21 protein-coding genes are annotated in these 23,956 nt (G+C 66.6%); 10 read left to right on the forward strand and 11 right to left on the reverse strand.

All coding sequences use genetic code 11. From position 1 onward, the window contains the following. Positions 1 to 4 precede the first annotated feature (4 nt). Positions 5 to 991: a 2-hydroxyacid dehydrogenase gene (locus FBT96_RS16485; protein ID WP_136908538.1), complete on the forward strand. Its 987-nt coding sequence runs from the start codon at positions 5 to 7 to the stop codon at positions 989 to 991. Between the two features lie 56 nt (positions 992 to 1,047). Here FBT96_RS16485 and FBT96_RS16490 read toward each other — a convergent pair whose 3' ends face one another. Further along, on the reverse strand, positions 1,048 to 1,797 hold the full coding sequence (locus tag FBT96_RS16490; protein WP_136908540.1) for a hypothetical protein: 750 nt from the start codon (positions 1,795 to 1,797) through the stop codon (positions 1,048 to 1,050). 190 nt (positions 1,798 to 1,987) lie between these two features. On the opposite strand from FBT96_RS16490, the gene FBT96_RS16495 reads away from it, so the two are divergent. Continuing rightward, on the forward strand, positions 1,988 to 4,486 hold the full coding sequence (locus tag FBT96_RS16495; protein WP_136908543.1) for a GcvT family protein: 2,499 nt from the start codon (positions 1,988 to 1,990) through the stop codon (positions 4,484 to 4,486). Positions 4,487 to 4,642: 156 nt separating this feature from the next. On the opposite strand, the gene FBT96_RS16500 is transcribed toward FBT96_RS16495, so the two are convergent. From FBT96_RS16500 to carB, 5 genes are all read right to left on the reverse strand, one after another. Then, positions 4,643 to 5,476 carry a glycoside hydrolase family 25 protein gene (locus FBT96_RS16500; protein WP_136908545.1) on the reverse strand — a complete coding sequence of 278 codons (834 nt, stop codon included), beginning with the start codon at positions 5,474 to 5,476 and terminating at the stop codon, positions 4,643 to 4,645. A 99-nt stretch (positions 5,477 to 5,575) separates the two neighbouring features. Further along, the gene (locus FBT96_RS16505; protein WP_074552981.1) at positions 5,576 to 5,935 is read right to left on the reverse strand and encodes a carboxymuconolactone decarboxylase family protein; all 360 of its coding nucleotides are present in this window, start codon (positions 5,933 to 5,935) and stop codon (positions 5,576 to 5,578) included. A 46-nt stretch (positions 5,936 to 5,981) separates the two neighbouring features. Next, positions 5,982 to 7,055 carry an NAD(P)/FAD-dependent oxidoreductase gene (locus FBT96_RS16510; RefSeq protein ID WP_136908547.1) on the reverse strand — a complete coding sequence of 358 codons (1,074 nt, stop codon included), beginning with the start codon at positions 7,053 to 7,055 and terminating at the stop codon, positions 5,982 to 5,984. Between the two features lie 243 nt (positions 7,056 to 7,298). After that, positions 7,299 to 8,000 carry a porin gene (locus tag FBT96_RS16515; RefSeq protein WP_136908549.1) on the reverse strand — a complete coding sequence of 234 codons (702 nt, stop codon included), beginning with the start codon at positions 7,998 to 8,000 and terminating at the stop codon, positions 7,299 to 7,301. Between the two features lie 161 nt (positions 8,001 to 8,161). Then, the gene (gene carB / locus FBT96_RS16520; protein WP_136908551.1) at positions 8,162 to 11,494 is read right to left on the reverse strand and encodes a carbamoyl-phosphate synthase large subunit; all 3,333 of its coding nucleotides are present in this window, start codon (positions 11,492 to 11,494) and stop codon (positions 8,162 to 8,164) included. A 219-nt stretch (positions 11,495 to 11,713) separates the two neighbouring features. Here carB and aspS point away from each other — a divergent pair, with 219 nt between their 5' ends. The 3 genes from aspS (at position 11,714) to FBT96_RS16535 (ending at position 16,192) form a co-directional block, all read left to right on the forward strand. Beyond that, complete coding sequence (gene aspS / locus FBT96_RS16525; RefSeq protein ID WP_136908552.1) at positions 11,714 to 13,495, forward strand: aspartate--tRNA ligase; 1,782 nt, start codon at positions 11,714 to 11,716, stop codon at positions 13,493 to 13,495. A 98-nt stretch (positions 13,496 to 13,593) separates the two neighbouring features. Continuing rightward, positions 13,594 to 14,967, forward strand: coding sequence for a DUF1800 domain-containing protein (locus FBT96_RS16530; protein WP_136908554.1), 1,374 nt, complete (start codon positions 13,594 to 13,596; stop codon positions 14,965 to 14,967). A 4-nt stretch (positions 14,968 to 14,971) separates the two neighbouring features. Then, positions 14,972 to 16,192 carry a DUF1501 domain-containing protein gene (locus tag FBT96_RS16535; protein WP_136908556.1) on the forward strand — a complete coding sequence of 407 codons (1,221 nt, stop codon included), beginning with the start codon at positions 14,972 to 14,974 and terminating at the stop codon, positions 16,190 to 16,192. A 1-nt stretch (position 16,193) separates the two neighbouring features. Here FBT96_RS16535 and FBT96_RS21470 read toward each other — a convergent pair whose 3' ends face one another. Then, entirely contained in the window at positions 16,194 to 16,328 is a 135-nt protein-coding gene (locus tag FBT96_RS21470; protein WP_283234941.1) for a hypothetical protein, read from the reverse strand. Between the two features lie 137 nt (positions 16,329 to 16,465). Between FBT96_RS21470 and FBT96_RS16540 the strand changes: the two genes are divergently transcribed. Continuing rightward, positions 16,466 to 17,176, forward strand: a complete 711-nt coding sequence (locus FBT96_RS16540; RefSeq protein WP_136908558.1) for a GNAT family N-acetyltransferase — start codon at positions 16,466 to 16,468, stop codon at positions 17,174 to 17,176. An 88-nt stretch (positions 17,177 to 17,264) separates the two neighbouring features. Here FBT96_RS16540 and FBT96_RS16545 read toward each other — a convergent pair whose 3' ends face one another. Further along, positions 17,265 to 17,975, reverse strand: a complete 711-nt coding sequence (locus FBT96_RS16545; protein ID WP_136908560.1) for a response regulator — start codon at positions 17,973 to 17,975, stop codon at positions 17,265 to 17,267. A gap of 141 nt (positions 17,976 to 18,116) precedes the next feature. Between FBT96_RS16545 and mce the strand changes: the two genes are divergently transcribed. Next, complete coding sequence (mce, locus tag FBT96_RS16550; RefSeq protein WP_013066282.1) at positions 18,117 to 18,521, forward strand: methylmalonyl-CoA epimerase; 405 nt, start codon at positions 18,117 to 18,119, stop codon at positions 18,519 to 18,521. 18 nt (positions 18,522 to 18,539) lie between these two features. Here mce and FBT96_RS16555 read toward each other — a convergent pair whose 3' ends face one another. Then, positions 18,540 to 19,229: an EI24 domain-containing protein gene (locus tag FBT96_RS16555; protein ID WP_136908562.1), complete on the reverse strand. Its 690-nt coding sequence runs from the start codon at positions 19,227 to 19,229 to the stop codon at positions 18,540 to 18,542. Further along, on the reverse strand, positions 19,226 to 19,831 hold the full coding sequence (locus FBT96_RS16560) for a nitroreductase family protein (RefSeq protein ID WP_136908564.1): 606 nt from the start codon (positions 19,829 to 19,831) through the stop codon (positions 19,226 to 19,228). Before FBT96_RS16560 ends, FBT96_RS16555 begins: the two co-directional genes overlap by 4 nt. Before the next feature lie 93 nt (positions 19,832 to 19,924). Between FBT96_RS16560 and FBT96_RS16565 the strand changes: the two genes are divergently transcribed. The 3 genes from FBT96_RS16565 (at position 19,925) to FBT96_RS16575 (ending at position 21,463) form a co-directional block, all read left to right on the forward strand. Continuing rightward, entirely contained in the window at positions 19,925 to 20,173 is a 249-nt protein-coding gene (locus FBT96_RS16565; RefSeq protein WP_136908566.1) for a DUF167 domain-containing protein, read from the forward strand. Positions 20,174 to 20,542: 369 nt separating this feature from the next. Then, positions 20,543 to 20,806 (forward strand): hypothetical protein, encoded by a 264-nt coding sequence (locus FBT96_RS16570; RefSeq protein ID WP_136908568.1) that lies wholly within the window; start codon positions 20,543 to 20,545, stop codon positions 20,804 to 20,806. Positions 20,807 to 20,815: 9 nt separating this feature from the next. After that, positions 20,816 to 21,463, forward strand: a complete 648-nt coding sequence (locus tag FBT96_RS16575) for a DUF1523 family protein (RefSeq protein WP_136908570.1) — start codon at positions 20,816 to 20,818, stop codon at positions 21,461 to 21,463. Between the two features lie 152 nt (positions 21,464 to 21,615). Here FBT96_RS16575 and FBT96_RS16580 read toward each other — a convergent pair whose 3' ends face one another. Beyond that, positions 21,616 to 23,955, reverse strand: a complete 2,340-nt coding sequence (locus FBT96_RS16580) for an aldehyde dehydrogenase family protein (protein WP_136908572.1) — start codon at positions 23,953 to 23,955, stop codon at positions 21,616 to 21,618. Between the last annotated feature and the right edge of the window lies 1 nt (position 23,956).

Consider the following 23,956-nt stretch of genomic DNA (forward strand, 5'->3'; position numbering starts at 1 on the left):
AACCATGCCCGCACCGCGACTGAGTGTTGTCGTGACGCGACGGTTGCCCGAGGTGGTCGAAACGCGGATGAAGGAACTCTTCGATGTCACCCTGCGGGAGACGGACGAGAAGATGACCCGCGAGGAGTTGGTGGCGGCGATGCAGCGGGCCGACGTTCTGGTGCCGACACTGACCGATCACATCGATGCCAACATGCTGGCCGCGGCGGGTAACCGCTTGCGTCTGATCGCGAATTTCGGCGCCGGGGTGGATCACATCGATGTCGCCTCGGCGCGCTCGCGCAATGTGCTGGTGGCGAATACACCGGGCGTGGTGACCGAGGACACCGCCGACATGGTGATGTCGCTGATCCTGGCCGTCACCCGGCGCATCCCCGAGGGGCTGGCCGGGATGGCGCGCGGCGACTGGCAGGGCTTCGCGCCGATGGCGAATCTGGGCGGGCGGATCGGCGGCAAGCGGCTGGGCGTCATCGGCATGGGCCGGATCGGTCAGGCGGTGGCCCGTCGTGCCGCCGCCTTCGGGATGGAGATCCATTACCACAACCGGCGCCAGCTGCGCCCCGAGACCGAGGCCGATCTGAAGGCGACCTTCTGGGACAGTCTTGACCAGATGGTGGCGCGGATGGACGTGATTTCGGTGAACTGCCCGCACACGCCCTCGACCTTCCATCTGCTCAACGCGCGGCGGCTGAAGCTGATGAAGCCCTCGGTGGTGATCGTGAACACCTCACGCGGGGAGGTGATCGACGAAAACGCGCTGGTGCGGGCGCTGAAGGCCGGAGAGGTGGCCGGGGCGGGGCTGGATGTCTATGAGCACGGCGCCAACATCAACCCGGCGCTGCGCGAGCTGCCCAATGTGGTGGCGCTGCCGCATATGGGCTCGGCCACGCGCGAGGGCCGGATCGAGATGGGCGAGAAGGTGATCTTGAACATCAAGACCTTTGCCGATGGCCATCGGCCGCCGGATCTGGTCGTGCCCGGCTTGCTGTAAGCGAAAGGGCGGCCGCGGGGCCGCCCTTTTCACAGTCTTTCGATCACGGGGCGGCTTCACATCGTCAGCCGGACGGCCCGCCCGTTCTGGCGGTCGGGGCTGACGGCGGCCAGCGACAGGGTCGAATAGGCGCCCTCGCGCGCCTGCGCGGCTTTCTGCTGGCTTTGCATCTGTTCCTGCGCATTCGGTTTGTCGGTCAGGCTGGTGCCACGCCGGGCGCGTCCCTCGGCCAGGGCCTGATCGCTCATCTGCCGCAGGGCGTCGTCCTGCTTGCTGACATCGGTGCGGGTCTGCGCCAGATCGGTCTTTTGCGCCAGCGGCGAGGTCTGTTCGATCAGCGCGTTCAGCTCTTCGACATTGCCGCCGGGTTTGCCGCCCGCCTGCTGGTCCTTGAGCACCTCGACCGGGGTCGGCTCGCGGTCCTTCATTTCGCTGGCGGCTTCCACCGCGATCTTCTTGACCGAATAGACGGCCCCGGCGGGCTGGGCCTCGGTGCTGGCGATTTCCCGTCTCAGCCTGTCGGAGGCCGGGTTTTCGGGCATCTTGCCCGCCTCTTGCGAGATGTCGCGCAGGCCGCCCAGCGGGGTGCTGTCGCGGCTTTTGGCCAGCGTCACCGGGCCGAGCAGCGTTGCTTCGACGACCTGCCCCATCAGGCTGCGCGACGGCGCGCTGTTGCCCGAGACCGCCCCGGCCGCCGTGGCGGGGCCGCCGGTGCTTGCCGCCGGTTGCGCGGCAGCCGCGCTGCCCGCCCCGCGCGAGACGGAGGGAACGGAAGAGACGGCAGAGACGGAAGCAACGAGCGACATGGCAGCCTCGGACGACGATTACCGTGCAACCTTACACCCGAAGGCGTCGCAGATCATGGAAAAGCTCACCAAATGGTAAACTTGCGGCGGCGTGAGGGGGGCATGTCGTTTTTTGCCATCAAATGTCGGCGACGCTTGCCCGAAGCTTCGCCAACCTGCGACAACGGGGGAAACGCTTCAGGAGTGTCCGATGAAGACCCATGTCAAAGCCCTTGTCGTCGGCGGCGGTGCCGTTGGCTGTTCGATTGCCTATCACCTGGCCAAGGCGGGCTGGGAGACGATGCTTGTCGAGCGCGACGAGCTGACCTCGGGCTCGACCTGGCACGCGGCCGGTCTGCTGCCGCTCTTCAACATGAGCTATGCGACGACGCATATCCACAAATACTCGGTCGATCTTTACAAGCAGCTGGAGGCCGAGACGGGCCTGAACGCGGGCTTTTCGGTTTGCGGCAACCTGCGCATGGCGCAGACGCAGGACCGGATGGACGAATACATGCTCTATTCGAGCGTGGCGGAAACTGCGGGCGTCTATCACGAATTCCTGACGCCCGCGCAGATTGCCGAACGCTGGCCGCTGGTGCGGACCGATGACCTGAAGGGGGCGCTGTTCCACCCGCAGGACGGCTACATCAACCCCGCCGATGTGACCCAGGCGATGGCCAAGGGCGCCCGGCAGCGCGGTGTGGACATTGTCCGCAAGCTGCAGGTGAACGGCTACAAATGGACCGGCTCCGAATGGATCGTGACGCTGGAAAAGATGGTCGAGAAGGGCGGCAACCTTGTCGGTTCCGGCGAGCTGATCGACGTTCACGCCGAACATGTGGTGACGGCGACGGGCAACCACGCGCAGCGCACGGCGCGGCTTCTGGGCATCAAGATCCCGGCGATTCCGGTCGAGCATCAGTTCATCGTCACCGAGCCCGATCCGATGCTGCAGGAATGGCGCAAGTCGAACCCGGAACACCCGGTTCTGCGCGATGCCGATGCGAAATGGTATGTCCGCGAGGAACGTGGCGGCTGGATTTTGGGGCCCTATGAGAAGGGCGCCCCGGCCCGGTTCCTGTATGACGTGCCGGAAACCTTCCGCGCCGATCTCTTCCCGCTCGATCTGGAACGGATCGAGGCGGAATACATGTCGATGATCCACCGGCTGCCGTCCTCGGAAACCGTTGGTCTGAAAGACGATTTCAACGGCCCGATCTGCTACACGCCCGATGGCAACCCGCTGGTCGGCCCCGCGCCCGGTCTGCGCAACATGTGGCTGGCGGAAGGCTTCAGCTTCGGCATCACCGCGGCGGGCGGCACCGGCTATTATCTGGCGCAGCTGATGGTGAATGGCGAGGCCGAGATCGACATGGCTTCGCTGGACCCGAAACGCTACGGCAGCTGGATGACCAGCGAATATGCCGCGCGCAAGAACGAGGAATGCTACGATCACGTCTTCATCCTGCACCACCCCGATGAAGAACGCGAAGCCTGCCGCCCGCTGCGCACCGCGCCCGCCTATGACCGGCAACTGGCCTTGGGCGCGCAGATGGGGCAGGTGAACGGCTGGGAACGGCCGAACTACTATGGCCCGCTCGATGCGGCCCCGGATTTCGATCACAATTCCCGCAGCTTCCGGCGCGGCGCCTGGTGGCCCCATGCCGTGGCCGAGGCCACCGCGATCCGCGAAACCGCAGGCATCATCGACGCCTCGGCCTTCACCAAGCATCTGCTGCGGGGCCCCGGGGCGACGGCCTTCCTGGACCATTTCACCTGCAACAAGCTGCCCGCCGTGGGCCGGATCAACCTGACCTATGCGCTGACCGATGCGGGCACGACGCGGACGGAATACACCATCGTCCGGCTGGCCGAGAATGAGTATTACCTGATCTCGGCCGGGGCCTGGACGGCTTATGACTATGATTTCCTGCAGAAATCGGCCGATGATTTCATGGCTTCGGGCGGTGGTTACATCGATATCCACGATGTCACGACGCAATGGGGCGTCTATGCGCTGGCCGGTCCGAATGCCCGCGCGATCCTCGCCGAAATCGTCAAGGATGCGAATCCGGAAACTGTGCTGGGCAACAAGCGCTTCCCTTGGCTGAGCTGCCGCAACATCGAACTGGGCATGTGCCCGGTCCGCGCGATCCGCGTCGCCTATACCGGCGAACTCGGCTGGGAGTTGCACTATCCGATCGAATTCGGCCGCTACCTCTGGGATCTGATCTGTTCGGTTGGGGAAAAACACGGGCTCAAACCGGTCGGCGCCCGGGCGCAGAACTGGCTGCGGCAGGAAAAATCCTACCGCGCCTTCGGCAACGAACTGGGCCGCGATGCGACGCCGATGGAGGCCGGGCTCGACCGTTTCATCGACCTGTCCAAGGACTTCCGCGGCAAGCAGGCCATGCTTTCGACCGGCATCCGGGCGAAATGCGTGACGCTGCTCATTGACGGGCCGGCGGACACCGATCCCTGGGGCAAGGAAGCGCTGATCCACAACGGCGAAAAGATCGGACGTCTGACCTCGGGCGGCTGGTCGGTGGCCTTCGGCAAGCAGATCGGCATGGGCTATGTCCGCCCCGATCTGGCCGAGGTCGGCACGAAGCTGAAGGTGAAGATCCAGCTGAAGGAATGGGATGCGGTGGTGACCGAAGACAGCCCGCATGACCCGACGAACGCCCGCATCCGCAAGGATGGCTGAAACAGGCGGGCCGGGGGAAACCCCGGCCCTTTCGCGTCGGGTCTGCCGTCGCAAGGGCGTATTTGGCCAAGAGGAAACCCTGCGGTTCACCTTGGCGCAAATATCCCGGGGGGAGTCCCGCAGGGACGGGGGGCAGCGCCCCCCCCTTTTTTCGCTTCAGCGCTGGGCGCGGGCGGCGAGCCAGCTTTCCCACGTCCCGCGCGCGCCCGCGAAAGCGTTGATGTCGACGATGCCGCCGACGCCGGGCACGACGCCGGTGCCGGTATATTGCCAGAAGGTCCAGCGCTCGCCCGGGTAGCGCTCGGAGGGATGCGCCGTCACCGCGCGCAGCCAGAAATCCACCCCCGACAGGCTGCCCAGATCGTTGTCCTTGTAGAAATCGGGCGTGGTGTAGACGACGGGTTGGGTGCCGTAATGGCGTTCGAGCAGGCTCAGGAAGGTCCGCATTTCCGAGCGCACCGTGGCGGCATCGGGGCGCGCCTTGCAGCTGGGCGAATCGGGGTTCCATTCGATGTCGAGCACCGGCGGCAGATCGCCTGCGACTTTCGGAATGTTGCGGATGAACCAGGCCGCCTGTTCCGAGGCCGGGCGGCAGAAATAGAAGAAGTGATAGCCGCCGACCGGCACGCCCGCCGCCCGCGCCGCGCTGGCGTTCAGATCGAAGCCCGGATCGACGCGGTCGCCGCCCTCGGTCGCCTTGAGCCAGGCAAAGGACACCCCCGCCCGCCGCGCCGCCGCCCAGTCGATCGCGCCCTGATACCGCGAGGCGTCAAGCCCGTGCACCGCATAATGCGCGGGCGTGATGCCCTGCCATTCATGCGGATCGGTGTCGCCAAAGCTCGAGGGCAGGCCCGGAGCGCGGTGATCGGCGGCGTCAAGCCTGCCGGGGGTCTCGAGCCGCCCCTTCACCGGACCGGAATCCGGTCGGCCGCCGCAGCCAAGAACCAGCGCGCAAAGCGCCGTGGTGAAAAGGATCGTGGAAATCCGCATGCCTGCCTCTGCCCGTGCTGGTCTGATTTGGCCCAAGGGTGACGCAAAACGCCCCCGCTGTCACGGGGGCGTGGCCGGGCTGGCGGAAATTTGCGACGCTCAGGCGGTGGTGGTGCCCGGTTGCTCGGCGGCGAGTTCGTCCCAGCAGGCAAGGGCATGCGCCGCATACATCATCGCCGGGCCGCCGCCCATCTGGATCGCCACCGCGCAGATGTCGGCCAGCTCTTCGCGGGTGCCGCCCGCGCGCATCATCGCGCCGATGTGAAAGCCGATGCAGGGCTCGCAGCGCTGCGCGATGCCCATGGCCAGCGCGATCCATTCCTTCTGCCGCTTGTCCATCACCCCGTTCTCGGTGATGGCCTTTTCCATTTCGCCAAAGCCGCGCATCGCCTCGGGGATGACCTTGCGCATCACCCGCAGCTCGCCGCGCATCGTCTCGATCTTCGTCTTGTAGCTCATCTGGGCCTCCTTATTTGAGACCTAGATATATTCACAGGTTGGAATGTCAATCGAAACGCGACGGGGCGAGCGCAGACAGAAGCACGCGGTCAAGCGCGGGGGCACGGCCCGCGATCAGATCGGCGACCAGCTCGGCCGCCGCAGGCGCCAGCTGGAAGCCATAGCCGCCCTGACCGGCCAGCCAGAAAAAGCCGGGGGCCGCGGTGTCAAAGCCGATCACCGGGGCGCGGTCCGGCGCAAAGGTGCGCAGCCCGGCCCAATTCGCCAGCAGCCGCGTCACCGGGGCGGTCACCGCCTCCTCATAGCGCGCCAGCCCCTCGGCCAGCACCATGTCATCGGCCCAGGCGTCCTGCGGTTCGGCCGGGTCCTCGTCGGCGGGCGAGACGATCAGCGCCCCGGCATCGGGTTTCATGTACCAGTCCTCGCCCCCGCCGATCACCATCGGCCAGCGGCGCACCTCCATCCCCTCGGGGGCGGGGATCCGCGCCATCGAGCGGCGCAGCGGCGTGAAGCCGAGGGTCTTCACCCCGGCCAGCGCGGCCACCTGATCGACCCAGGCGCCCGCGGCATTGATCAGGATCTTCGCGGTGAAGACGAGGCCCCCGGCCTCGACCTCCCAGCCGGTGGGCAGGCGGGTGATCCGGGTGGCGCGGGACCGGGTGCGGATCGTCGCGCCAGCCGCCCGGGCCTCGCGGGTGTAGCGGGCCAAAAGCGCGTCGGTGTCGATGTCCTTCGCCCGGTCGGCGTAACCGGCAAAGGCCACCGTTTCGGGGTTCAGGATCGGCCAGAGCGCCTGCGCCGCGGGGATCGTCAGCTCTTCCAGTTGAAAATGCTCAAGATGGTCGCGGAACCGGGCCTCGTGCCCCGCGTCATCCACCACCATCAGCCCGCGCGGGGTGAGCAGCCCGGACCCTTCGTAAAAGTCCTGCGAGGCGAGCGAGAGCGCCACCACCACCGGATTGCCGTAGCGCGGTTCATAAAGCGCGGCCGAGCGGGCGGAGGCGTGATAGGCCAGATCGGCCTCGGCCTCGAGCAGGGTCAGGCTGCCGAGCGGGGCCAGACGGGCGGCCGCGGACAGCCCCGCGATGCCACCGCCAAGAATGAGAAAATCGGTCTGCATGGCAGCAGGTTAGTGGGGCGCCCGGGCAAAGAAAAGGGAGATTGCATCGCGGCTTGTCGCGGGCGTAGGCTGAGCGCAGCCAAGGAGGGTGCGATGAAACAGGTTTGGATGCTTGGACTTCTGCTGGCTCTGGCGGCTTGCGGCGACAGCGTGCCGCTGGTGCCGTTCCTTTGAACCAAAACGGCCGGAACGAGGTTTCGTTCCGGCCTGTCCTCTCGCGCGCGGGGGCTTTCTGGTCGTGGCTCAGAGCCCCGGCCATATCGCCAGAACGCCGCGCTGGTCGAAGGTGGCGCCGCGCTTGGCGCCGAAATTGAACTGGGCCCCAAGGCCGAAGTAGGTTTCCGACCCGGCATTCTCGATTTCGGCGCTGCCAAGCTGGGCGGTGAGCGCAAAGCTGTCGATCCGGTATTCGGCTTCCAGTTGCGCCCGTGACAGGTCGTAGCCTTCGACGTCGAGAGTGTCGTAGGACGCGCCAAGGGTGAAAGCCTCGGTCGCGTCATAGCCGACGCCGATCCCCATCAACGTCCCGTCGATGTTGGCAAACTCTCCACCGGCGACATAGGCGTCTCCGTTGAACTGGCCTTGTTCGAAGCCGACTTCGGCGCCGTAGAAATTGTAGCCCTTGCCCTCGATCTCGTCACGGCCGAAGAAGGCCCCAAGCGAGGCGTTCTCGCTGGCATGATAAAGGCCGTGCAGCGCAACGCTGGCGGTGTCGGCATCCGAGAGGCCGAAGCGGCCAAGCGACAGATCGCCCTGCAGGCCGAAGTTGCGGTCGAAGCCGAGCTCAAGACTGCCCGAAAGGGCGGTCTTGCTGACGGTGCCTGCGTTGTCGTCGGTGAAGGCGCTGTAATCGATGCCAAGGCTGGCGCCTGTGACTTCTGCGGCCTGAGCGGCCGGGGCGCCGAGCGCGCCACATGCCAAGATGCAAAGGAAAATGCGTTTCATTCCTGCCTCCAAAATTGTTGTTTGGACGATCCTAGGCAGGACAAAGGGGGTGCACAACCTTGGATTGCCGCTCCTTGTGGCGACAACGTGACGCACCGCAGTATGATGTAGTGGCCCGCAAGATATGGAGCACGGAGCCGCTGGGGCTCCGTGCTGTGAGATCACGCCTGCAGCGGCCGGACCGAGATTTCGCCCTCGGCGCGGCTCTTCATCGCGGCGACGGCGGCGATGGAGGCGGCGGCGGTGGTGAAATAGGGGATCTTGTCATAAAGCGCGACGGCGCGGATTTCGCGGCTGTCCGACACCGACTGGTTGCCGTCGGTGGTGTTGAAGACCAGCGCGATATCGCCGTTCTTGAGGCGATCGACGATGTTCGGACGGCCCTCGTAGACCTTGTTCACCGCCTCGGCCTCGACGCCCTTTTCCTTCAGCCAGGCGCCGGTGCCGCGGGTGGCAACGAGCGTGAAGCCCATGGCGATCAGATCGCGCGCGGCCTCGGCCAGATCGTCCGACTTGTCGGCATCCTTGATCGACAGGAACACCCGGCCGCTTTCCGGCAGATGCGTGCCCGCGCCCATCTGCGCCTTGAGGAAGGCGCGCGGGAAGTTGCGGTCCCAGCCCATGACCTCGCCGGTCGAGCGCATTTCCGGCCCGAGCAGCGTGTCGACGCCCGGGAAGCGGGCGAAGGGCAGCACGGCTTCCTTGACCGAGAACCACGGCGTGTTCGGATCGGCCAAGGTCATCGGATCGGCGAAGGGCAGGGGGGTCTCCGGGCCCACACCTTCGGGATAGGCGGCGCGCTGCGGGAAGTTCGCCATCGGCTCGCCCGCCATCAGCCGCGCCGCGATCGAGGCAATGGCCGAATCGGTGGCCTTCGCCACGAAGGGCACGGTGCGGCTGGCGCGCGGGTTGACCTCCAGCACATAGATCACCCCGTCCTTGATCGCGAATTGCACGTTCATCAGGCCGACGACGCCCAGTGCCAGAGCCATCTTCTCGGTCTGCGCCTTCAGCTCTGCCACGGTCTCGCGCGAGAGCGAATAGGGCGGCAGCGAACAGGCGCTGTCGCCCGAATGGACGCCCGCTTCCTCGATATGCTGCATGATCCCGGCGACATGGACGGTCTTGCCGTCCGAAAGCGCATCCACATCCACCTCGATCGCGCCCGAAAGATAGCTGTCGAGCAGCACCGGGCTGTCGCCCGAGACATGCACGGCGGTGGTGATGTAGCGCTTCAGATGCTCGGTGTCGCGCACGATTTCCATCGCGCGGCCGCCCAGAACATAAGACGGGCGAATGACCAGCGGATAGCCGACACGGCCCGCGATTTCAAAGGCTTGCGCCTCGGTCGCGGCGATGCCGTTGACCGGCTGCTTCAGCTCCAGATCGTTGAGCAGATGCTGGAACCGCTCGCGGTCCTCGGCCAGGTCGATGGCGTCGGGCGTAGTGCCAAGGATCGGGATCCCTTCGGCTTCGAGCGCATTCGCCAGTTTCAAAGGCGTCTGGCCGCCGAATTGCACGATCACCCCGTGCAGCGTGCCGTTGTCCTGTTCGACGCGCAGGATTTCCAGCACATGTTCCAGCGTCAGCGGTTCGAAATAGAGCCGGTCCGAGGTGTCATAGTCGGTCGACACCGTTTCCGGGTTGCAGTTGATCATGATCGTTTCATAGCCCGCCTTCGTCAGCGCGAAGCAGGCATGGCAGCAGCAGTAATCGAATTCGATCCCCTGACCGATCCGGTTCGGGCCGCCGCCGAGGATCACCACTTTCTTGCGGTCCGAGGGCCGGGCCTCGCATTCGACATCGCCCATCGCCGGGACTTCGTAGGTCGAATACATATAGGGGGTCTGCGCCTCGAATTCGGCGGCGCAGGTGTCGATGCGCTTGAAGACGGCGGTGACGCCCAGATTGCGCCGCGCGCGGCGGACCTGGCCCTCGTCGCGGCCGGTCAGCTTCGCCAGACGCGCATCGGTGAAGCCCATCATCTTCAGCTTGCGCAGGCCCTTTTCGTCGAGCGGCAGGCCATGCTTGCGGATCGCGGCCTCGGCCTCGACGATCTCGCGGATGCGGGCCAGGAACCACGGATCGAAGGCCGTGGCGGTGACGATTTCGGCGTCGGTCAGACCGTGGCGCATCGCCTGTGCGATCAGCCGCATCCGGTCCGGGGTCTGGCGGGAAATCGCCTTGATCACCGCGGCCTTGTCGGGCGCGCCCTCGATGGCGATCTCGTCAAAGCCGGTCAGGCCGGTTTCCATGGACGCCAGCGCCTTTTGCACCGATTCGTGGAAGGTCCGGCCAATCGCCATCGCCTCGCCCACCGATTTCATCGCGGTGGTCAGCTCGGCCTTGGAGCCGGGGAATTTCTCGAACGCAAAGCGCGGGATCTTCGTCACGACATAGTCGATGGTGGGTTCGAACGACGCGGGCGTGACCTTGGTGATGTCGTTGTCGAGTTCATCGAGCGTGTAGCCCACGGCCAGTTTCGCCGCGATCTTCGCGATCGGGAAGCCGGTGGCTTTCGACGCCAGCGCGGACGAACGCGACACCCGCGGGTTCATCTCGATCACCACCATGCGGCCGTCGGCCGGGTTGATCGCCCATTGCACGTTCGAGCCACCGGTCTCGACGCCGATCTCGCGCAGCACGGCGATACTGCCGTTGCGCATGATCTGATATTCCTTGTCGGTCAGCGTCAGCGCCGGGGCGACGGTGATGGAATCGCCGGTGTGCACGCCCATCGGGTCGATGTTTTCGATGGAACAGACGATGATGGCGTTGTCGGCTTTGTCGCGCACCACCTCCATCTCGTATTCTTTCCAGCCCAGAAGCGATTCATCGATCAGCACCTGCGCGACGGGCGAGGCATCGAGACCCGAGCGCACGATGGCCTCGTAATCATCGCGGTTGTAGGCGACGCCGCCGCCGGTGCCGCCAAGAGTGAAGGCCGGGCGGATGATCGCCGGAAGGCCGATGTGTTCCAGATCGATCAGCGCCTGCCGCACGCCCGCAGAAATGTCGTATTTGCCGTTGTCCAGCTTCGGCGCGGCGATGATCGTGGCTTTCGGGTTTTCCAGCCCGATCCGGTCCATCGCCTCGCGGAAAAGCTTGCGGTCTTCGGCCATTTCGATGGCCTGACGGTTGGCGCCGATCAGCTCGACGCCGAATTTTTCCAAAACGCCCATGTCGGCCAGGGCAAGCGAGGTGTTGAGGCCCGTCTGCCCGCCCATCGTCGGCAACAGCGCGTCGGGGCGTTCCTTTTCGATGATCTTCGCCACGACTTCGGGCGTGATCGGCTCGATATAGGTCGCATCGGCCATTTCCGGGTCGGTCATGATCGTCGCCGGGTTCGAGTTCACCAGAATGACCCGGTAGCCTTCCTCGCGCAAAGCCTTGCAGGCCTGGGCGCCGGAATAGTCGAATTCGCAGGCCTGCCCGATGATGATGGGGCCCGCGCCGATGATGAGGATGGACTGGATGTCGGTTCTCTTCGGCATGGGGGGCCCCTTCATGGCATGGCGCGGCAAGACGCACCGGGCCGTGGGGGTCCGGTGCGCAAATTGATGGGGGTTATAGTCAGGTCGCGGCGCGGTGCAAGCATCATTCCATGCGCGGCGGGCGGATTTGACCGCGGCCGCGGGCGGGGTGGCTTGACTTTGCCCGGCCTTCGCGGTTGATCGGGCGTCGATACGACAAGCCCGGGAAAGGGGAGAGTGATGCACGCCTATCGCAGCCATACCTGCGCCGCCCTCAGCGCCGCGAATGCGGGTGAGGAAGTTCGTCTGTCCGGCTGGGTGCATCGGGTGCGAGATCACGGCGGCGTGCTCTTCCTCGACCTGCGCGACCATTACGGCATCACGCAGATCCTGTGCGACGGCGACAGCCCGGCCTTTGCGGCGCTGGAAAAGGTCCGCGCCGAATGGGTGATCCGCATCGACGGCAAGGTGAAGCTGCGCGATGCCTCGCTGGTGAACACCAAGATCCCGACCGGCGAGATCGAAGTTTACGCGAAAGAGATCGAAGTTCTGGGCCCGGTCGAGGGCGATCTGCCGGTGCAGGTCTTCGGCGAGCCGGAATATCCGGAAGAAACCCGGCTGACCTATCGCTTCCTCGATCTGCGCCGCGACAGCCTGCATCAGAACATGATGCTGCGCTCGAACGTGGTGCGCTCGCTGCGCAACCGGATGTGGGACCGCGGCTTCACCGAATTCCAGACGCCGATCATCACCGCCTCCTCGCCCGAAGGGGCGCGCGACTTTCTGGTGCCGTCGCGGCTGCATCCGGGCAAGTTCTATGCCCTGCCGCAGGCGCCGCAGCAGTTCAAGCAGCTGATCATGGTGGCGGGGTTTGATCGCTACTTCCAGATCGCGCCCTGCTTCCGTGACGAAGATCCGCGCGCCGACCGCAGCCCGACCGACTTCTATCAGCTCGACATCGAGATGAGCTTCGTCAAGCAGGAAGACGTCTTCGCCGCGGTGCAGCCGGTCATTCAGGGTCTTTTCGAGGAATTCGGAAAAGGCAAAAAGGTCGATCCGAACTGGCCGCTGATCGCCTATCGGGATTCTCTGATGTGGTATGGCTCGGACAAGCCCGACCTGCGCAACCCGATCAAGATGGCCGATGTGTCGGAACACTTCAGGGATTCCGGCTTTGCGATTTTTGCGAAACTTCTGGAAAACGACGGCACGGAGGTTCGGGCGATCCCCGCGCCCACGGGCGGCTCGCGCAAGTTCTGTGACCGGATGAATGCGTTTGCCCAGGCGAACGGGCTGCCGGGCATGGGCTATATCTTCTGGCGCAAGGCCGAGGACGGGTCGATGGAAGCCGCCGGTCCGATCGCCAAGGCGCTGGGCGCCGAGCGCACCGAAGCCATTCGCACGCAGCTGTCGCTGAACGAGGGCGATGCCGTCTTCTTCCTCGGCGGCAAGGCCGAGCAGTTCGAATCCGTCGCGGGCAAGGCCCGCAACGAGATCGGCCGCGAGCTGGGCCTGACCGAGACCGACACCTTCCGCTTCGCCTGGATCGTCGATTTCCCGATGTACGAGAAGACCGACGAGGGCAAGATCGACTTCTCCCACAACCCGTTCTCGATGCCGCAAGGCGGTCTCGAGGCGCTGATGGGCGATCCGCTCAAGGTCTATGCCTATCAATATGACCTCGCCTGCAACGGCTATGAGCTGGTCTCGGGCGGGATCCGCAACCACCGCCCCGATATCATGTTCAAGGCCTTCGAGCTGGCGGGCTACCCGAAGGAAGAGGTCGAAAAACGCTTCGGCGGCATGGTCAAGGCCTTCCGCTACGGCGCACCGCCGCACGGTGGCTGCGCGGCGGGCATCGACCGCATCGTGATGCTGCTGGCCGACACCGCGAACATCCGCGAGGTCATCATGTTCCCGATGAACCAGCGCGCCGAAGACCTGATGATGGGCGCGCCTTCGGAACCGATGAACGAACAGCTGCGCGAATTGCGGCTGCGGGTGCTGCCGAAAGAGGCGTGATCTTCACGCAAGCGTGAGCGAGAGGATGCCGAAGGTGACGACGGCATCCTTTCGTTTCTGCGTATCCTCTCTCGCAGGCGTCTGGGCGGGAGGGCAGGATGGAATTTTCGCAACTGGCGCAGGTGCGCTTCGGCTACGGCCCCGCGCCGGGCAAGCCCGGTCCTGCCGATGCCGAGACGATGCTGGCGACGCTCTCCGGTGCCGATGATCTGGCGGCGCGCTGGCCGGGGCTGACCACGGCGCAGGCGCTGGCCGAAGGCCGACGCTTTCAGGCCGCGCGGAAGGCCGCCAAACATGCCGATCCGGCCGGGGCCGAGGCCGCCGAAGCGGCGCTGACTGCGCAAAAGCAGCACATGGCGGGGCTCTTGCGCGACAATCTGCAGCTGTCGCTGGCCCGCGCGGTCGAGGCGCCGGACGGCTTTCGCGAAAGGCTCTGGGCGTTCTGGCGCGACCATTTCACCGTGATGGCGAAGCGGCGTCAGGATGTCGGTCTGTCCTGTGCCCACGGCGAGGCGCTGCGCCCCCATATCACCGGCAATTTCAAGACCTTGCTGCGGGTGGCCGAAACCCATCCGATGATGCTGATCTATCTGGATCAGACCTTTTCGATCGGGCCGAATTCGCGCCGCGCGCAAAAACGCCCCGGGCTGGGGCTGAACGAAAACCTCGCCCGCGAGGTGATGGAGCTGCACACGCTGGGGGTGGGCGGGCGCTACACGCAGGCGGATGTGCGTCAGCTGGCCGAGCTGTTCACCGGCATGCAGGCGGATTCGGGCGAGGATTTCGCCTTTGCGCCGAATCTGGCCGAACCGGGGGCCGAAACGGTTCTGGGCAAAAGCTATGGCGGCGATCCGGCGCGGCTTGAGGATATTCACGCCGTGCTGGAGGCGCTGGCGCTGCATCCTGATACCGCGCGGCATCTGGCGTGGAAACTGGCGGTGCATTTCGTCAGCCCCGAGCCCGATCCGGCGTTGGTGACGGCGATGGCCGAGGCCTATGCCGCGGCCGGGGGCGAGCTGATGCCGGTCTATCGGGTGCTGCTGACGCATCCGGCGGCGCGGCAGTCGCAGTTTGCCAAGGTCCGCCAGCCCTTCGACCATGTCGCCACCGGCTTTCGGGCGCTGGGTCTGGACGGGGCGGCGGTGATGGCCTGCGACGAGCGCATGATCCGCGCCACGGCGCTCGCGCCGATGCGGGCGATGGGGCAATCCTGGCTGGTCACGGACGGCCCCGATGGCTGGCCCGAGGAGGAGGCCGAATGGATCTCGGCGCAGCAGCTGGCGGCGCGGATCAACTGGGCGATGCGGGTGCAGACGCTCTTGGGGGTGCGGCCTGCGGATCCGATGGCCTTTGCCGAAGCGGCGCTGGGGCCGCGGCTTTCCCCCGCGCTGGCGCAGGCGGTGCCGCGGGCGGAAACCCGGGCCGAGGCGGTGGCGCTGGTGCTGGCCTCGGTCGAATTCACAAGGAGATGAACCGATGCTGACACGGCGTTTCTTGCTGAAAAGCGCGCTGCTGGCCGGGTGTTCGGCGGCGGCGCATCCGTTGACGACCGCGGTCACCTTTGCCGCCGTGCCGGGGGATCGGCGGCTGGTGGTGATCCTCCTGCGCGGCGGCATGGACGGGCTTGATATCGTGCAGCCCCATGGCGATCCGCTGCTGGCGCAGCTGCGGCCCGGCTTCGCCCTCGGGCCCGCGGCGGGGGCGGCGGATCTGGACGGGTTCTTCGGGCTGCATCCGCTGCTGGTGCCGAAGCTTCTGCCGATGTGGGCGGCGGGCGAGCTGGGCTTTGCCCATGCCGTCTCCACCCCCTACCGCGACAAGCGCAGCCATTTCGACGGCCAGGACATGCTGGAAGCCGGGACCGGCATGGATGTGCCGGTGTCGATGATCCGCGATGGCTGGCTGAACCGGCTGTTGCAAAGCCTGCCCGGGGCCACGGCCGAGACCGCCTATTCGGTCGGCGAGGAGGAGCTGCGCATCCTGTCCGGCGCGGCGCCGACGATGTCCTGGACGCCCGAGGCCTGGCTGGGCCTGTCCACGCAGGGGCGGCGGCTGCTCGAATCGATCTATCACGACGACCCGCTGTTTCGCGATGCCGCGGAAGATGCGCTGCGGATGACCACCCCCGAGGCGGAGATGGTCGGGGACGAGGCGGTGCCCGCGCCGCGGCGGCGCCCGGGCAAGCCCGAGGGGGTGAAGGTGCCCGGCCGCGATCCTCTGGCGGCCTTTGCCGCGGAACGGCTGCGCGGCGCGGCACGGATTGCGGCCTTTTCGCTGACCGGCTGGGACACGCATCGCAGTCAGGTCAATGCCCTGCGCCGCCCGGCCGAGCAGCTGGCGGCGGCGCTGACGACGCTGAAGACGGAGCTTGGCCCGGTCTGGGGGGAAACGCTGGTGCTGGCGATGACGGAATTCGGCCGCACGGCGCGGCAGAATGGCACGGCGGGTACCGATCACGGCACCGGCGGCGCGATGGTGATGGCGGGGGGCGCGCTGAAGGGCGGCAAGGTCTATGGCCGCTGGCCGGGTCTGGCCGAAGCCGATCTGTATGCCGGGCGCGACCTTATGCCGACGGCCGACAGCCGCGCCTATGCCGCCTGGGCGTTGGCGGGGCTTTTCGGCACGCCGCGCGACGCGCTGGAACGCACGATCTTTCCGGGGCTCGAGATGGGGACCGACCCGCGCTTTCTGGCGTGACTCAGGTGAAGAAGGCGGTCCAGGCGGTGCCGCCGACGGCGATGGCCAGGCTGGTCGCGCCGAGGCTGAAGCTGGTCCAATGCGCCACGTCGATCAGGCGCTGGTCGGTCAAAAGGCGCTGGGCTCGGGCTTTCATCACGGTCCTCTGGCAGGGGGAACATCAATCAGCATCCCGCCGGATTGCGGCGGGAATCGGGAAACATTCGTGCCTTTGCGCGACAATTGCGTCGTCGCGTCCGGGCGGTTAGCCTGATCCGAAAGGGGAGGGTGAAGATGAAACGATTTGGTGAGGCGGTGACCGGCTGGACGGCGCCGCGGTTTCCCGATGCCAGGGTGATCGACGGCCGGGCCTGCCGACTGGAGCGGCTGGAGGAACGCCACGCTGATGCGCTGTTTCGCGCCAACAGCGCGGACGAGGCGATCTGGGATTACCTGCCCTATGGGCCGTTCCCCTCCGAAGCGGGCTATATCCGCTGGGTCGGCGACATGGCGGCCTCGCGCGATCCGCTGTTCTATGCGGTGGTGGAAAAGGAGACGGGGCTGGCCTCGGGGGTGATGTCCTATCTGCGAATCACGCCAGACATGGGGGTGATCGAACTGGGGCACATCAACCTGTCGCGCGGGCTCTCGCGCTCGACCGCGGCGACCGAGGCGATGATCCTGATGATGTCCTGGGCGTTCCGGGCCGGCTATCGGCGGTTCGAATGGAAATGCGACGCGCTCAACATCCCGTCGCGCCGGGCCGCCGAACGGCTGGGGCTGAGCTACGAGGGCACGTTCCGGCAAGCCGCGATCGTCAAGGGGCGCAACCGCGACACCGCCTGGTTTGCCGCCACCGACAAGGATTGGCCGGGCCTGCAGGAAGCCTATGAGGCCTGGCTCTCCCCTTCGAATTTCGATGCCAAGGGGCATCAGATCGAGCGCCTCTCGGACCTGACGCGGCTGGTGCGCGTTGCCGCGGATCCGGTGCTGGCTGGGCAGTAGGGCTTTGCGTATTTGAGCCAGGAAAAAGCCGCGGGTTTCTTCTTGGTCCAAATACGCCCTTGTCCAGATCACCCCGGGGCGCGCGGTCTCAGAACCCCGAAGCTGCGGCAAGGCGGGCCTGCACGATCCCGGTGAGGCGCGAGATCGCGGCCGGGCTGGGGGCGGTCTTGCCGCCCAAAGCGGTGGCCGCCGATTCAAGATCGCCGTCATGCGCCGAGCGCGCCACCCCGGCGAGGAATTGCGCCACATAGCCCAGCACCGCGCCATCGGGACCGGCGGCCAGAACCTCGGCCACATGGCTCAGATCGTCGCGCAGCGCCAGCGGATCGGGCGAGACCTTGTCGTCGTTCATCGGCCGCACCCCGGCCGGGCGCACATCGGGCGGCAGGACCGAGAGCACCCGGGCCTGAAAGGCCACCAGCGAATCGAGCGGCTTTTCCATGAAGGCATCCGCCCCCGCCGCCATCGCCTGGGGCATCATCCCCGGATCGCCGGAAAGCCCGATCACCGCCGGGCTGCCGGGGCCATGGGCCTTGATATGGCGGATCAGATCGGCCCCCGAACCGTCGGGCAGGCCCATGTCCACCACCACCACGTTCGGGCGGTAGGTGGCCAGATGCCGATGCGCCGAGCGCAGGCAATCGGCGCGGCGGATCCGCGCCCCCGAACGCAGGCACAAAAGCCGCACCGCCTCGGAAGCGAAGCGGCTGTCTTCGACCAGAAGCACGGTCAACCCCAGCAACGGGCGTTCCGCGGTGGCGGGTCGGCAGGAGAGGAAGGAGTTCAGATCGTCGGTCATGGCGCCACCCTGGCAGAGGAATTGCGGTCCCATGAGTTAACGTTGCATTTGCCTAACGTTGGGTTAACGCAAACAACGAAAGCCAGGCTTGCATCGCGGTTTTCGCCCCCCTATGCGGGGAAAAGCAAAGGGAGGCCCACCATGATCGGACGTCTGAACCATGTCGCCATCGCCGTGCCGGATCTTGCGGCAGCGTCGGCGCAATATGCCAACACGCTTGGCGCAAAAGTAAATCCGCCGCAGGACGAGCCGGACCACGGCGTGACCGTGGTCTTCATCGAACTGCCCAACACGAAGATCGAGCTTCTTTACCCTCTTGGTGAAAACAGCCCGATTCAGGGCTTTCTGGACAAGAATCCCTCGGGCGGGATCCATCACATGTGCTTCGAGGTCGAGGATATCCTCGCCGCACGCGACAAGCTCAAGGCCGAAGGCGCCCGGGTGCTGGGCACCGGCGAGCCGAAGATCGGCGCGCATGGCAAGCCGGTGCTGTTCCTGCATCCGAAGGATTTCAACGGCTGCCTGATCGAGCTGGAGCAGGTGTAAGGCTTTCGGCTGGCGCGGTTACCGCTGCGCCAGCCGGTGAAACAGATGGGTGAAGGCCGCGGCCCCCACCACCGGCACGGCCAGGTTCAGGACCGGCACCGTCAGCGGCAGCGCCATCAGCGCGCCCGAGGCCCAGATCGTGCCCTTGTTGGCCGCATAAAGCGCCTTCGCCTCGGCCCGGCCCATGCGCCGCACCGCCGCCATCTGGAAATATTCGCGCCCGAGCAGATAGCCGTTCAGCGCGAAGAAGACGACGGGCGCCAAGGGCCCGACAAACAGATAGACGATCAGCGCGACAAGGTTCGCCCCCAGCACGACGCCGAAAAACCGCAGACTGTCGCCCAGCGTTTCCGACAGGCCGAGGCGACGCACCGGCGGCAGGCCGGGGTAATGATGGCGCTCGACCAGCTCGGCCACCTCGTCGAGGAAGAAGCCGGTGAAGATCGAGGCCACCGGCACCATCAGGAAGACCGAGGCGATCAGCATCACGCCGATCGAGGCGATCGACAGCGCCGGGTCGATCCAGCCGATTTCGCCGAAGAAGGGCAGGGTGATCGTGTCGGGAACGAACCAGCCGATCAGCTCGAAGAGGCCGAACCAGACGACGAGCAGCAGAAGGATGGCGAGGCCGATGCCCTTGAGCAGAACTTTCAGCGCGCCGGGACGGGCCAGATCGGCCCAGCCGCGCAGGAAGATGTCGAAGATCATGCGCTTACCCATGTGATGAGACGGTCAAGATCGGGGCGGGGGCGTTCGGGCGGCGGCGCCGTCTCGGTGCCGATATGGATCAGCCCCGCGACCCATTCGCCGGGGGCCAGCCCCAGCGCCGGGGCGGCAAAGCGCAGATCATGCGCCACCCAGCCGGTCAGCCAGGCCGCCCCCCAGCCCGCGGCCAGCGCGGCATTCAGAAGCTGCATCCCCGCCGCGCCAACCGACAGGGTCTGCTCGATCGCGGGCACCTTTTCGGTGGGCCGGGGCACGGCGATCAGCGCGACGCAGAGCGGGCTTTGCGCGAATTGCGACACGCCCTTGGCCGCCACCTCCTCGGGCAGAAGATGGGTGGCGGCGAATACCGCGGCTTCGTCGGCCAGCCGTTCCAGCGCGGGCTTTTCCAGCACGACAAAGCGCCAGGGTTCCAACTTGCCATGATCGGGCACGCGCGCGGCGATGGTCAGGATCTCGCGCAGCGCAGCGCGGTCGGGCGCCGGGGCGGCGAGCAGCTTCGGCGGCCGCGAGCGGCGGGTGGAAAGGAAGGTGAGGGTCGTCGCGTCGCGCAGGGCGCGATTGACGGTGCCGGGGGGAATCTCCATCGCACATCTCCTGTCTGCGCAAGATATCGGCGGTCGCGGCACGGATTGCAAGGACGGGCCTTGCCCGGCCGGGCGGGCGCGGTAGAAGGGGGCATGAGTGATCTGAGCCATCTTGCGCAACCGGGCGCGGAAATCGCGCTGCGCGTGACCCCCAAGGCCTCGCGCAACGAGATCGTCTTGGCGGAAGATGGCCTGCGCGCCTATGTGACGGTGGTGCCCGAGGCCGGCAAGGCCAATGCGGCGGTGGTGAAACTGCTCGCCAAAAGCCTGGGCGTGGCGAAATCGCGGCTGACCCTGATCCGGGGCGAGACCGCGCGCGACAAGGTGTTCCGCCTCGAGTGAGGCGGCCCGGGCAGGGGGCGCCGCCCCCTCTTTCGGCTGCGCCGAAATTCACCCCCGGGATATTTGAGGCAAGATAAACGGGCGCCTTTCACCTTGGTGCAAATATCCCGGGGGGAGGCCGCAGGCCGAGGGGGCAGCGCCCCCCTGCCCGCCGTGTGGATCGCGCAACGTCCGGGCGGATTTTCCCCCTGCGGCATCGGCGCATCTGGTCGCTGACGAATTTGTGAGTTTTCCTGACCAAAGGGTCGAAGCGGATCTTGGTTCGCATTTGGGCGCAGACAGTGCGCATGCCGGGCGGGTCGGGCTGTTCGGGAACGTGGTGTCTTGTCCGCGGTCCTGTCACATGTTCGGACTGGTCGGGGACGAAAAATGGTCGGATTTGGCAGATTGCTGGTCTTGCTCGCCGTCATGGCGATATCGGGATATTGGGTCTTGCGATTGTCGCTGGCGTCGCGAAAACGTGAAGCGCTCGAGGCGGCTTGGAATGAGGGCGCGGGTGATGCGCTGGATTTCGATGCCTATCTAAAGAGCGGAATGGCCGCATGGGAAAACAGCCTGCCGCAGCGCATCTTGCGTCTGGTGATGCTGCTGCCCTTCGCGGTCGTGGGCGCACTTGTCTATTTCGCCAACTGAGAGGTGAGCATGGGATACGTCAAATGGGTTTTCTGGCTGCTGATCGCGGTGATCTTCGGCAGCTTCCTGCACTACACCCTGCCCCGGCACGAAGTCGTGCGGGTCGTCAACATCTATCAGGAACGGCAGGATCCGAGCGGCTGGACCAGCATCTTCTGGTCGGGGCCGAAGGTGAAGACCAGCACGCAAAGCAGCTATGACGTGCAGTTCATCTCGGCGGTGACGCCCGAGGGCAAGCCGGTCGTCTATCGCAACGAGGACACGGGCTGGGGCTGGCCGCCCTATTTCAAATTCGACACCGCGAACCTGTCGACCCGGGCGGCCGACCTGCAATCGACGGGCGAGGCGCCGAAATGGGGGGTGATGACCTATTACGGCTGGCGCAGCGAGCTGTTCTCGATCTTCCCGAACGCGGTTTCGATCCGCAGCGTGGACGGGCCCGAGGTCTCGATCATTCCGTGGTTCAACATCATCTTCCTGACGCTGCTTGCGATGGCGATCCTGACGGTGCGGGCGCTGTGGATCCAGTTCCGGCGCAATGCGATCGACCCGGTGCTGGGTGATGTCGCCGATGCGATCGAGGATGTGACCGACCGCGCCGAATCGGGCGTCGACAAGGCCCGGGGCATGTTCGACGATCTGACCGGGAAGAAGTGACGACGGCCGGGGGCGCTGCCCCGCCGGGCTGCCACGGGCCGCCCTTTCGATCGGGCCCCCTTCCACCGGAAGGTGGCGCGATCCCCTCTCACCCCGAGGGATTTCGCGAAAGATGAAGGGAACCGCGTCCGGGATTCGGGCGCGGTTTTCGCTTACATGCCGTAGGGCATCCAGATGGTTTTCGTCTGCGTCGCCTGTTCCAGGGTTTCCCGCATCTCCTGCGCCGCCCAGTCGCGCAGCGTCGGGCACCAGGTCGCCTTCAGGCTGGCGGCACTTTCGCGTTCCACCATCGCGGCGCCCTCGGGGCTGCCCGCATACCAGAGCGCCGCCACATCGTCATGGCCCGCCAGCACCTTCGCCAGATCGTCGCGCGGGCCCGAGATCAGGTTCACCACGCCGCCCGGCACGTCCGAGGTGTCGAGCACCTGGGCGAAATCGGCCGCCACAAGGGGCTGCGCCATCGCCGGGATCGCCACCACGCGGTTGCCCGCCGCGATCGCGGGCAGCACCAGCGCGGCCAGGCCCAACAGCGGTTGGCGGTTGGCGCAGGCGATGCCCAGAACGCCCCAGGGCTCGGGCCGGGTCAGGGTCAGCAGCTGCGATTTCGTCTGGATCACCGCGCCTTCGATCTTGTCGGCCAGCGCGGCGGCGCGGAAGGCCAGCCGGATCGTCTGCGCGACCTCGGAGGGATCATGGCCGGTCCCGGTCAGACGCGCCTCGAATTCCGCGGCGCGCAGCGACAGGTTCTCGGCGAGGAAATAAAGCACCTGCGCGCGGGCGTGCCCGGTCAGCTTCGACCAGCCCGCCGCCTTGTGCGCGGCCTCGACGGCGTTGCGGATGTCCTTGCGCCCGCCAAGGGGGGCAAGGCCGATCTCCTGCCCCTGATGCGTGACGCGCCAGCTTTGCCCGCCCTCGGGGCGTTTCTGCGCGCCGCCGAGGTAAAGCTTCGCGGTGCGGTCGATCGGCTGCGGCAGGGCGGGCTCGGGGCTGGGGGCGGGGTTGAAATCCGGGGCAGGGGCCTCTGGCACCGGGGCCGTCGCGGGGCGGCGCAGGAAGGCCCGCAGACCGTCCCGCCCGCCGCTGCGGCCAAAGCCGCTGTCGCGCCTGCCGCCGCAGGGCGCGGCGGCATCAAGCAGGAGGTGGCAGTTGATCCAGACCGTTCCGGCCGCCAGTTTCGCCGCCACATCCTGCGCCAGCGTCAGGTTTTCGGTCCAGACCGAGGCCGCCAGACCGGAGCGCGTCGCATTGGCCAGTTCGACCGCCTCGGCGGGGGTGCGGAAGCTGGCCAGCGTGCCGATGGGGCCGAAGAGATCCTCGGTCACACAGGGGTTTGCGGGGGATGCGTCGATCAGCAGGCCCGGCGCGCAGAAGGTGCCGCGGGCAGGCAGGGGGGGCTCCGCCGTGATCAGCCGCGCGCCCGCGGCGATGCCCTTTGCCAAAAGCGCGTGCAGCTGCGCCAGAAGCGCGGGCGAGAGGACCGCCCCCAGATCGGTGCATTTGTCGAGCGGATCGCCAAGCCGCAGTTTCTGCAGCCGGGTCAGCAGGCGGGCGGTGAAGGTCTCGGCCACGGCCTCGGCGACGAAGATCCGCGGTCCGGTGGCACAGATCTGCCCCTGATGGGTCCAGGCGGCGGCGACGACGCCTTCGATGGCGGCATCCAGATCGGCATCGGCAAAGACGAGGACGGGCGACTTGCCGCCAAGCTCCAGCGTCAGCGCCTTGCCCGCGCCCGCCGTGGCCCTGCGGAGCGCGCGGCCGACCTCGGTCGTGCCGGTGAAGACGATCTGCTCGACGGGGGCGGCGGCCAGCGCGGCGCCGGTCGCCCCGTCGCCGGTGACGATGTTCAAAACCCCGGCGGGCAGGCCGATTTCAAGGCAGATCTCGGCAAAGGCGAGCGCCGAGAGCGGTGTTGCCTCGGCCGGTTTCAGCACCACGGTATTGCCTGCGGCCAGCGCCGGGGCGACCTTCGCGGCCAGCATCAGAAGGGGCGCCTGCGCGGGCAGGATCGCTCCGACGGTGCCCCGGGGCACAAGGCCGGGAAAATCGTCAGCGCATAATTCCGCCCAGCCGGCGTGGTGGTAGACATGGCGGATGGCCAGCGGAAGGTCGAAGTCGCGGGTCTCGCGGATCGGCTTTCCACTATCCAGAACTTCCAGAATTCTGAAAAACGCCTCGCGTTTCTGCAGGGTCCGGGCGATGGCATAAAGCCATTTCGCCCGCTCATGCCCCGACAGCGCCGCCCAGCCGGGGGCGGCGGCGCGCGCGGCGGCGACCGCCGCGGCCACTTCTGCCGCGCTGCCCCGGGTGACCTCGGCCAGGGTCTCGCCCGTGGCCGGGTTTTGCACCGCGACGACCGTGCCGGGCGGCGTCATCGCCCCGCCGATCAGATGGCCAAAGCGGCCGCGGGCCTGCAGCCAGGCCGTCACCTCGCCCGAGGCTTCGGGGGCGGGGCCATAGTCCATCGTCTCGAGGATCTCGTTCACGGAAGGCATC

Source organism: Rhodobacter capsulatus (genome assembly GCF_005144475.1).
GTDB classification, from domain to species: domain Bacteria; phylum Pseudomonadota; class Alphaproteobacteria; order Rhodobacterales; family Rhodobacteraceae; genus Rhodobacter; species Rhodobacter capsulatus_C.

Coding starts and splice junctions, on each gene's coding strand:
- FBT96_RS16505 (WP_074552981.1), bottom strand. CDS start 5,935: ATGAGCTACAAGACGAAGATCGAGACGATGCGCGGCGAGCTGCGGGTG.
- FBT96_RS16510 (WP_136908547.1), bottom strand. CDS start 7,055: ATGCAGACCGATTTTCTCATTCTTGGCGGTGGCATCGCGGGGCTGTCC.
- aspS (WP_136908552.1), top strand. CDS start 11,714: ATGCACGCCTATCGCAGCCATACCTGCGCCGCCCTCAGCGCCGCGAAT.
- FBT96_RS16570 (WP_136908568.1), top strand. CDS start 20,543: ATGGTCGGATTTGGCAGATTGCTGGTCTTGCTCGCCGTCATGGCGATA.
- FBT96_RS16575 (WP_136908570.1), top strand. CDS start 20,816: ATGGGATACGTCAAATGGGTTTTCTGGCTGCTGATCGCGGTGATCTTC.
- FBT96_RS21470 (WP_283234941.1), bottom strand. CDS start 16,328: ATGAAAGCCCGAGCCCAGCGCCTTTTGACCGACCAGCGCCTGATCGAC.
- FBT96_RS16485 (WP_136908538.1), top strand. CDS start 5: ATGCCCGCACCGCGACTGAGTGTTGTCGTGACGCGACGGTTGCCCGAG.
- mce (WP_013066282.1), top strand. CDS start 18,117: ATGATCGGACGTCTGAACCATGTCGCCATCGCCGTGCCGGATCTTGCG.
- FBT96_RS16560 (WP_136908564.1), bottom strand. CDS start 19,831: ATGGAGATTCCCCCCGGCACCGTCAATCGCGCCCTGCGCGACGCGACG.
- FBT96_RS16580 (WP_136908572.1), bottom strand. CDS start 23,955: ATGCCTTCCGTGAACGAGATCCTCGAGACGATGGACTATGGCCCCGCC.
- FBT96_RS16540 (WP_136908558.1), top strand. CDS start 16,466: ATGAAACGATTTGGTGAGGCGGTGACCGGCTGGACGGCGCCGCGGTTT.
- FBT96_RS16530 (WP_136908554.1), top strand. CDS start 13,594: ATGGAATTTTCGCAACTGGCGCAGGTGCGCTTCGGCTACGGCCCCGCG.
- FBT96_RS16535 (WP_136908556.1), top strand. CDS start 14,972: ATGCTGACACGGCGTTTCTTGCTGAAAAGCGCGCTGCTGGCCGGGTGT.
- FBT96_RS16545 (WP_136908560.1), bottom strand. CDS start 17,975: ATGACCGACGATCTGAACTCCTTCCTCTCCTGCCGACCCGCCACCGCG.
- FBT96_RS16565 (WP_136908566.1), top strand. CDS start 19,925: ATGAGTGATCTGAGCCATCTTGCGCAACCGGGCGCGGAAATCGCGCTG.
- FBT96_RS16500 (WP_136908545.1), bottom strand. CDS start 5,476: ATGCGGATTTCCACGATCCTTTTCACCACGGCGCTTTGCGCGCTGGTT.
- FBT96_RS16515 (WP_136908549.1), bottom strand. CDS start 8,000: ATGAAACGCATTTTCCTTTGCATCTTGGCATGTGGCGCGCTCGGCGCC.
- FBT96_RS16490 (WP_136908540.1), bottom strand. CDS start 1,797: ATGTCGCTCGTTGCTTCCGTCTCTGCCGTCTCTTCCGTTCCCTCCGTC.
- carB (WP_136908551.1), bottom strand. CDS start 11,494: ATGCCGAAGAGAACCGACATCCAGTCCATCCTCATCATCGGCGCGGGC.
- FBT96_RS16495 (WP_136908543.1), top strand. CDS start 1,988: ATGAAGACCCATGTCAAAGCCCTTGTCGTCGGCGGCGGTGCCGTTGGC.
- FBT96_RS16555 (WP_136908562.1), bottom strand. CDS start 19,229: ATGATCTTCGACATCTTCCTGCGCGGCTGGGCCGATCTGGCCCGTCCC.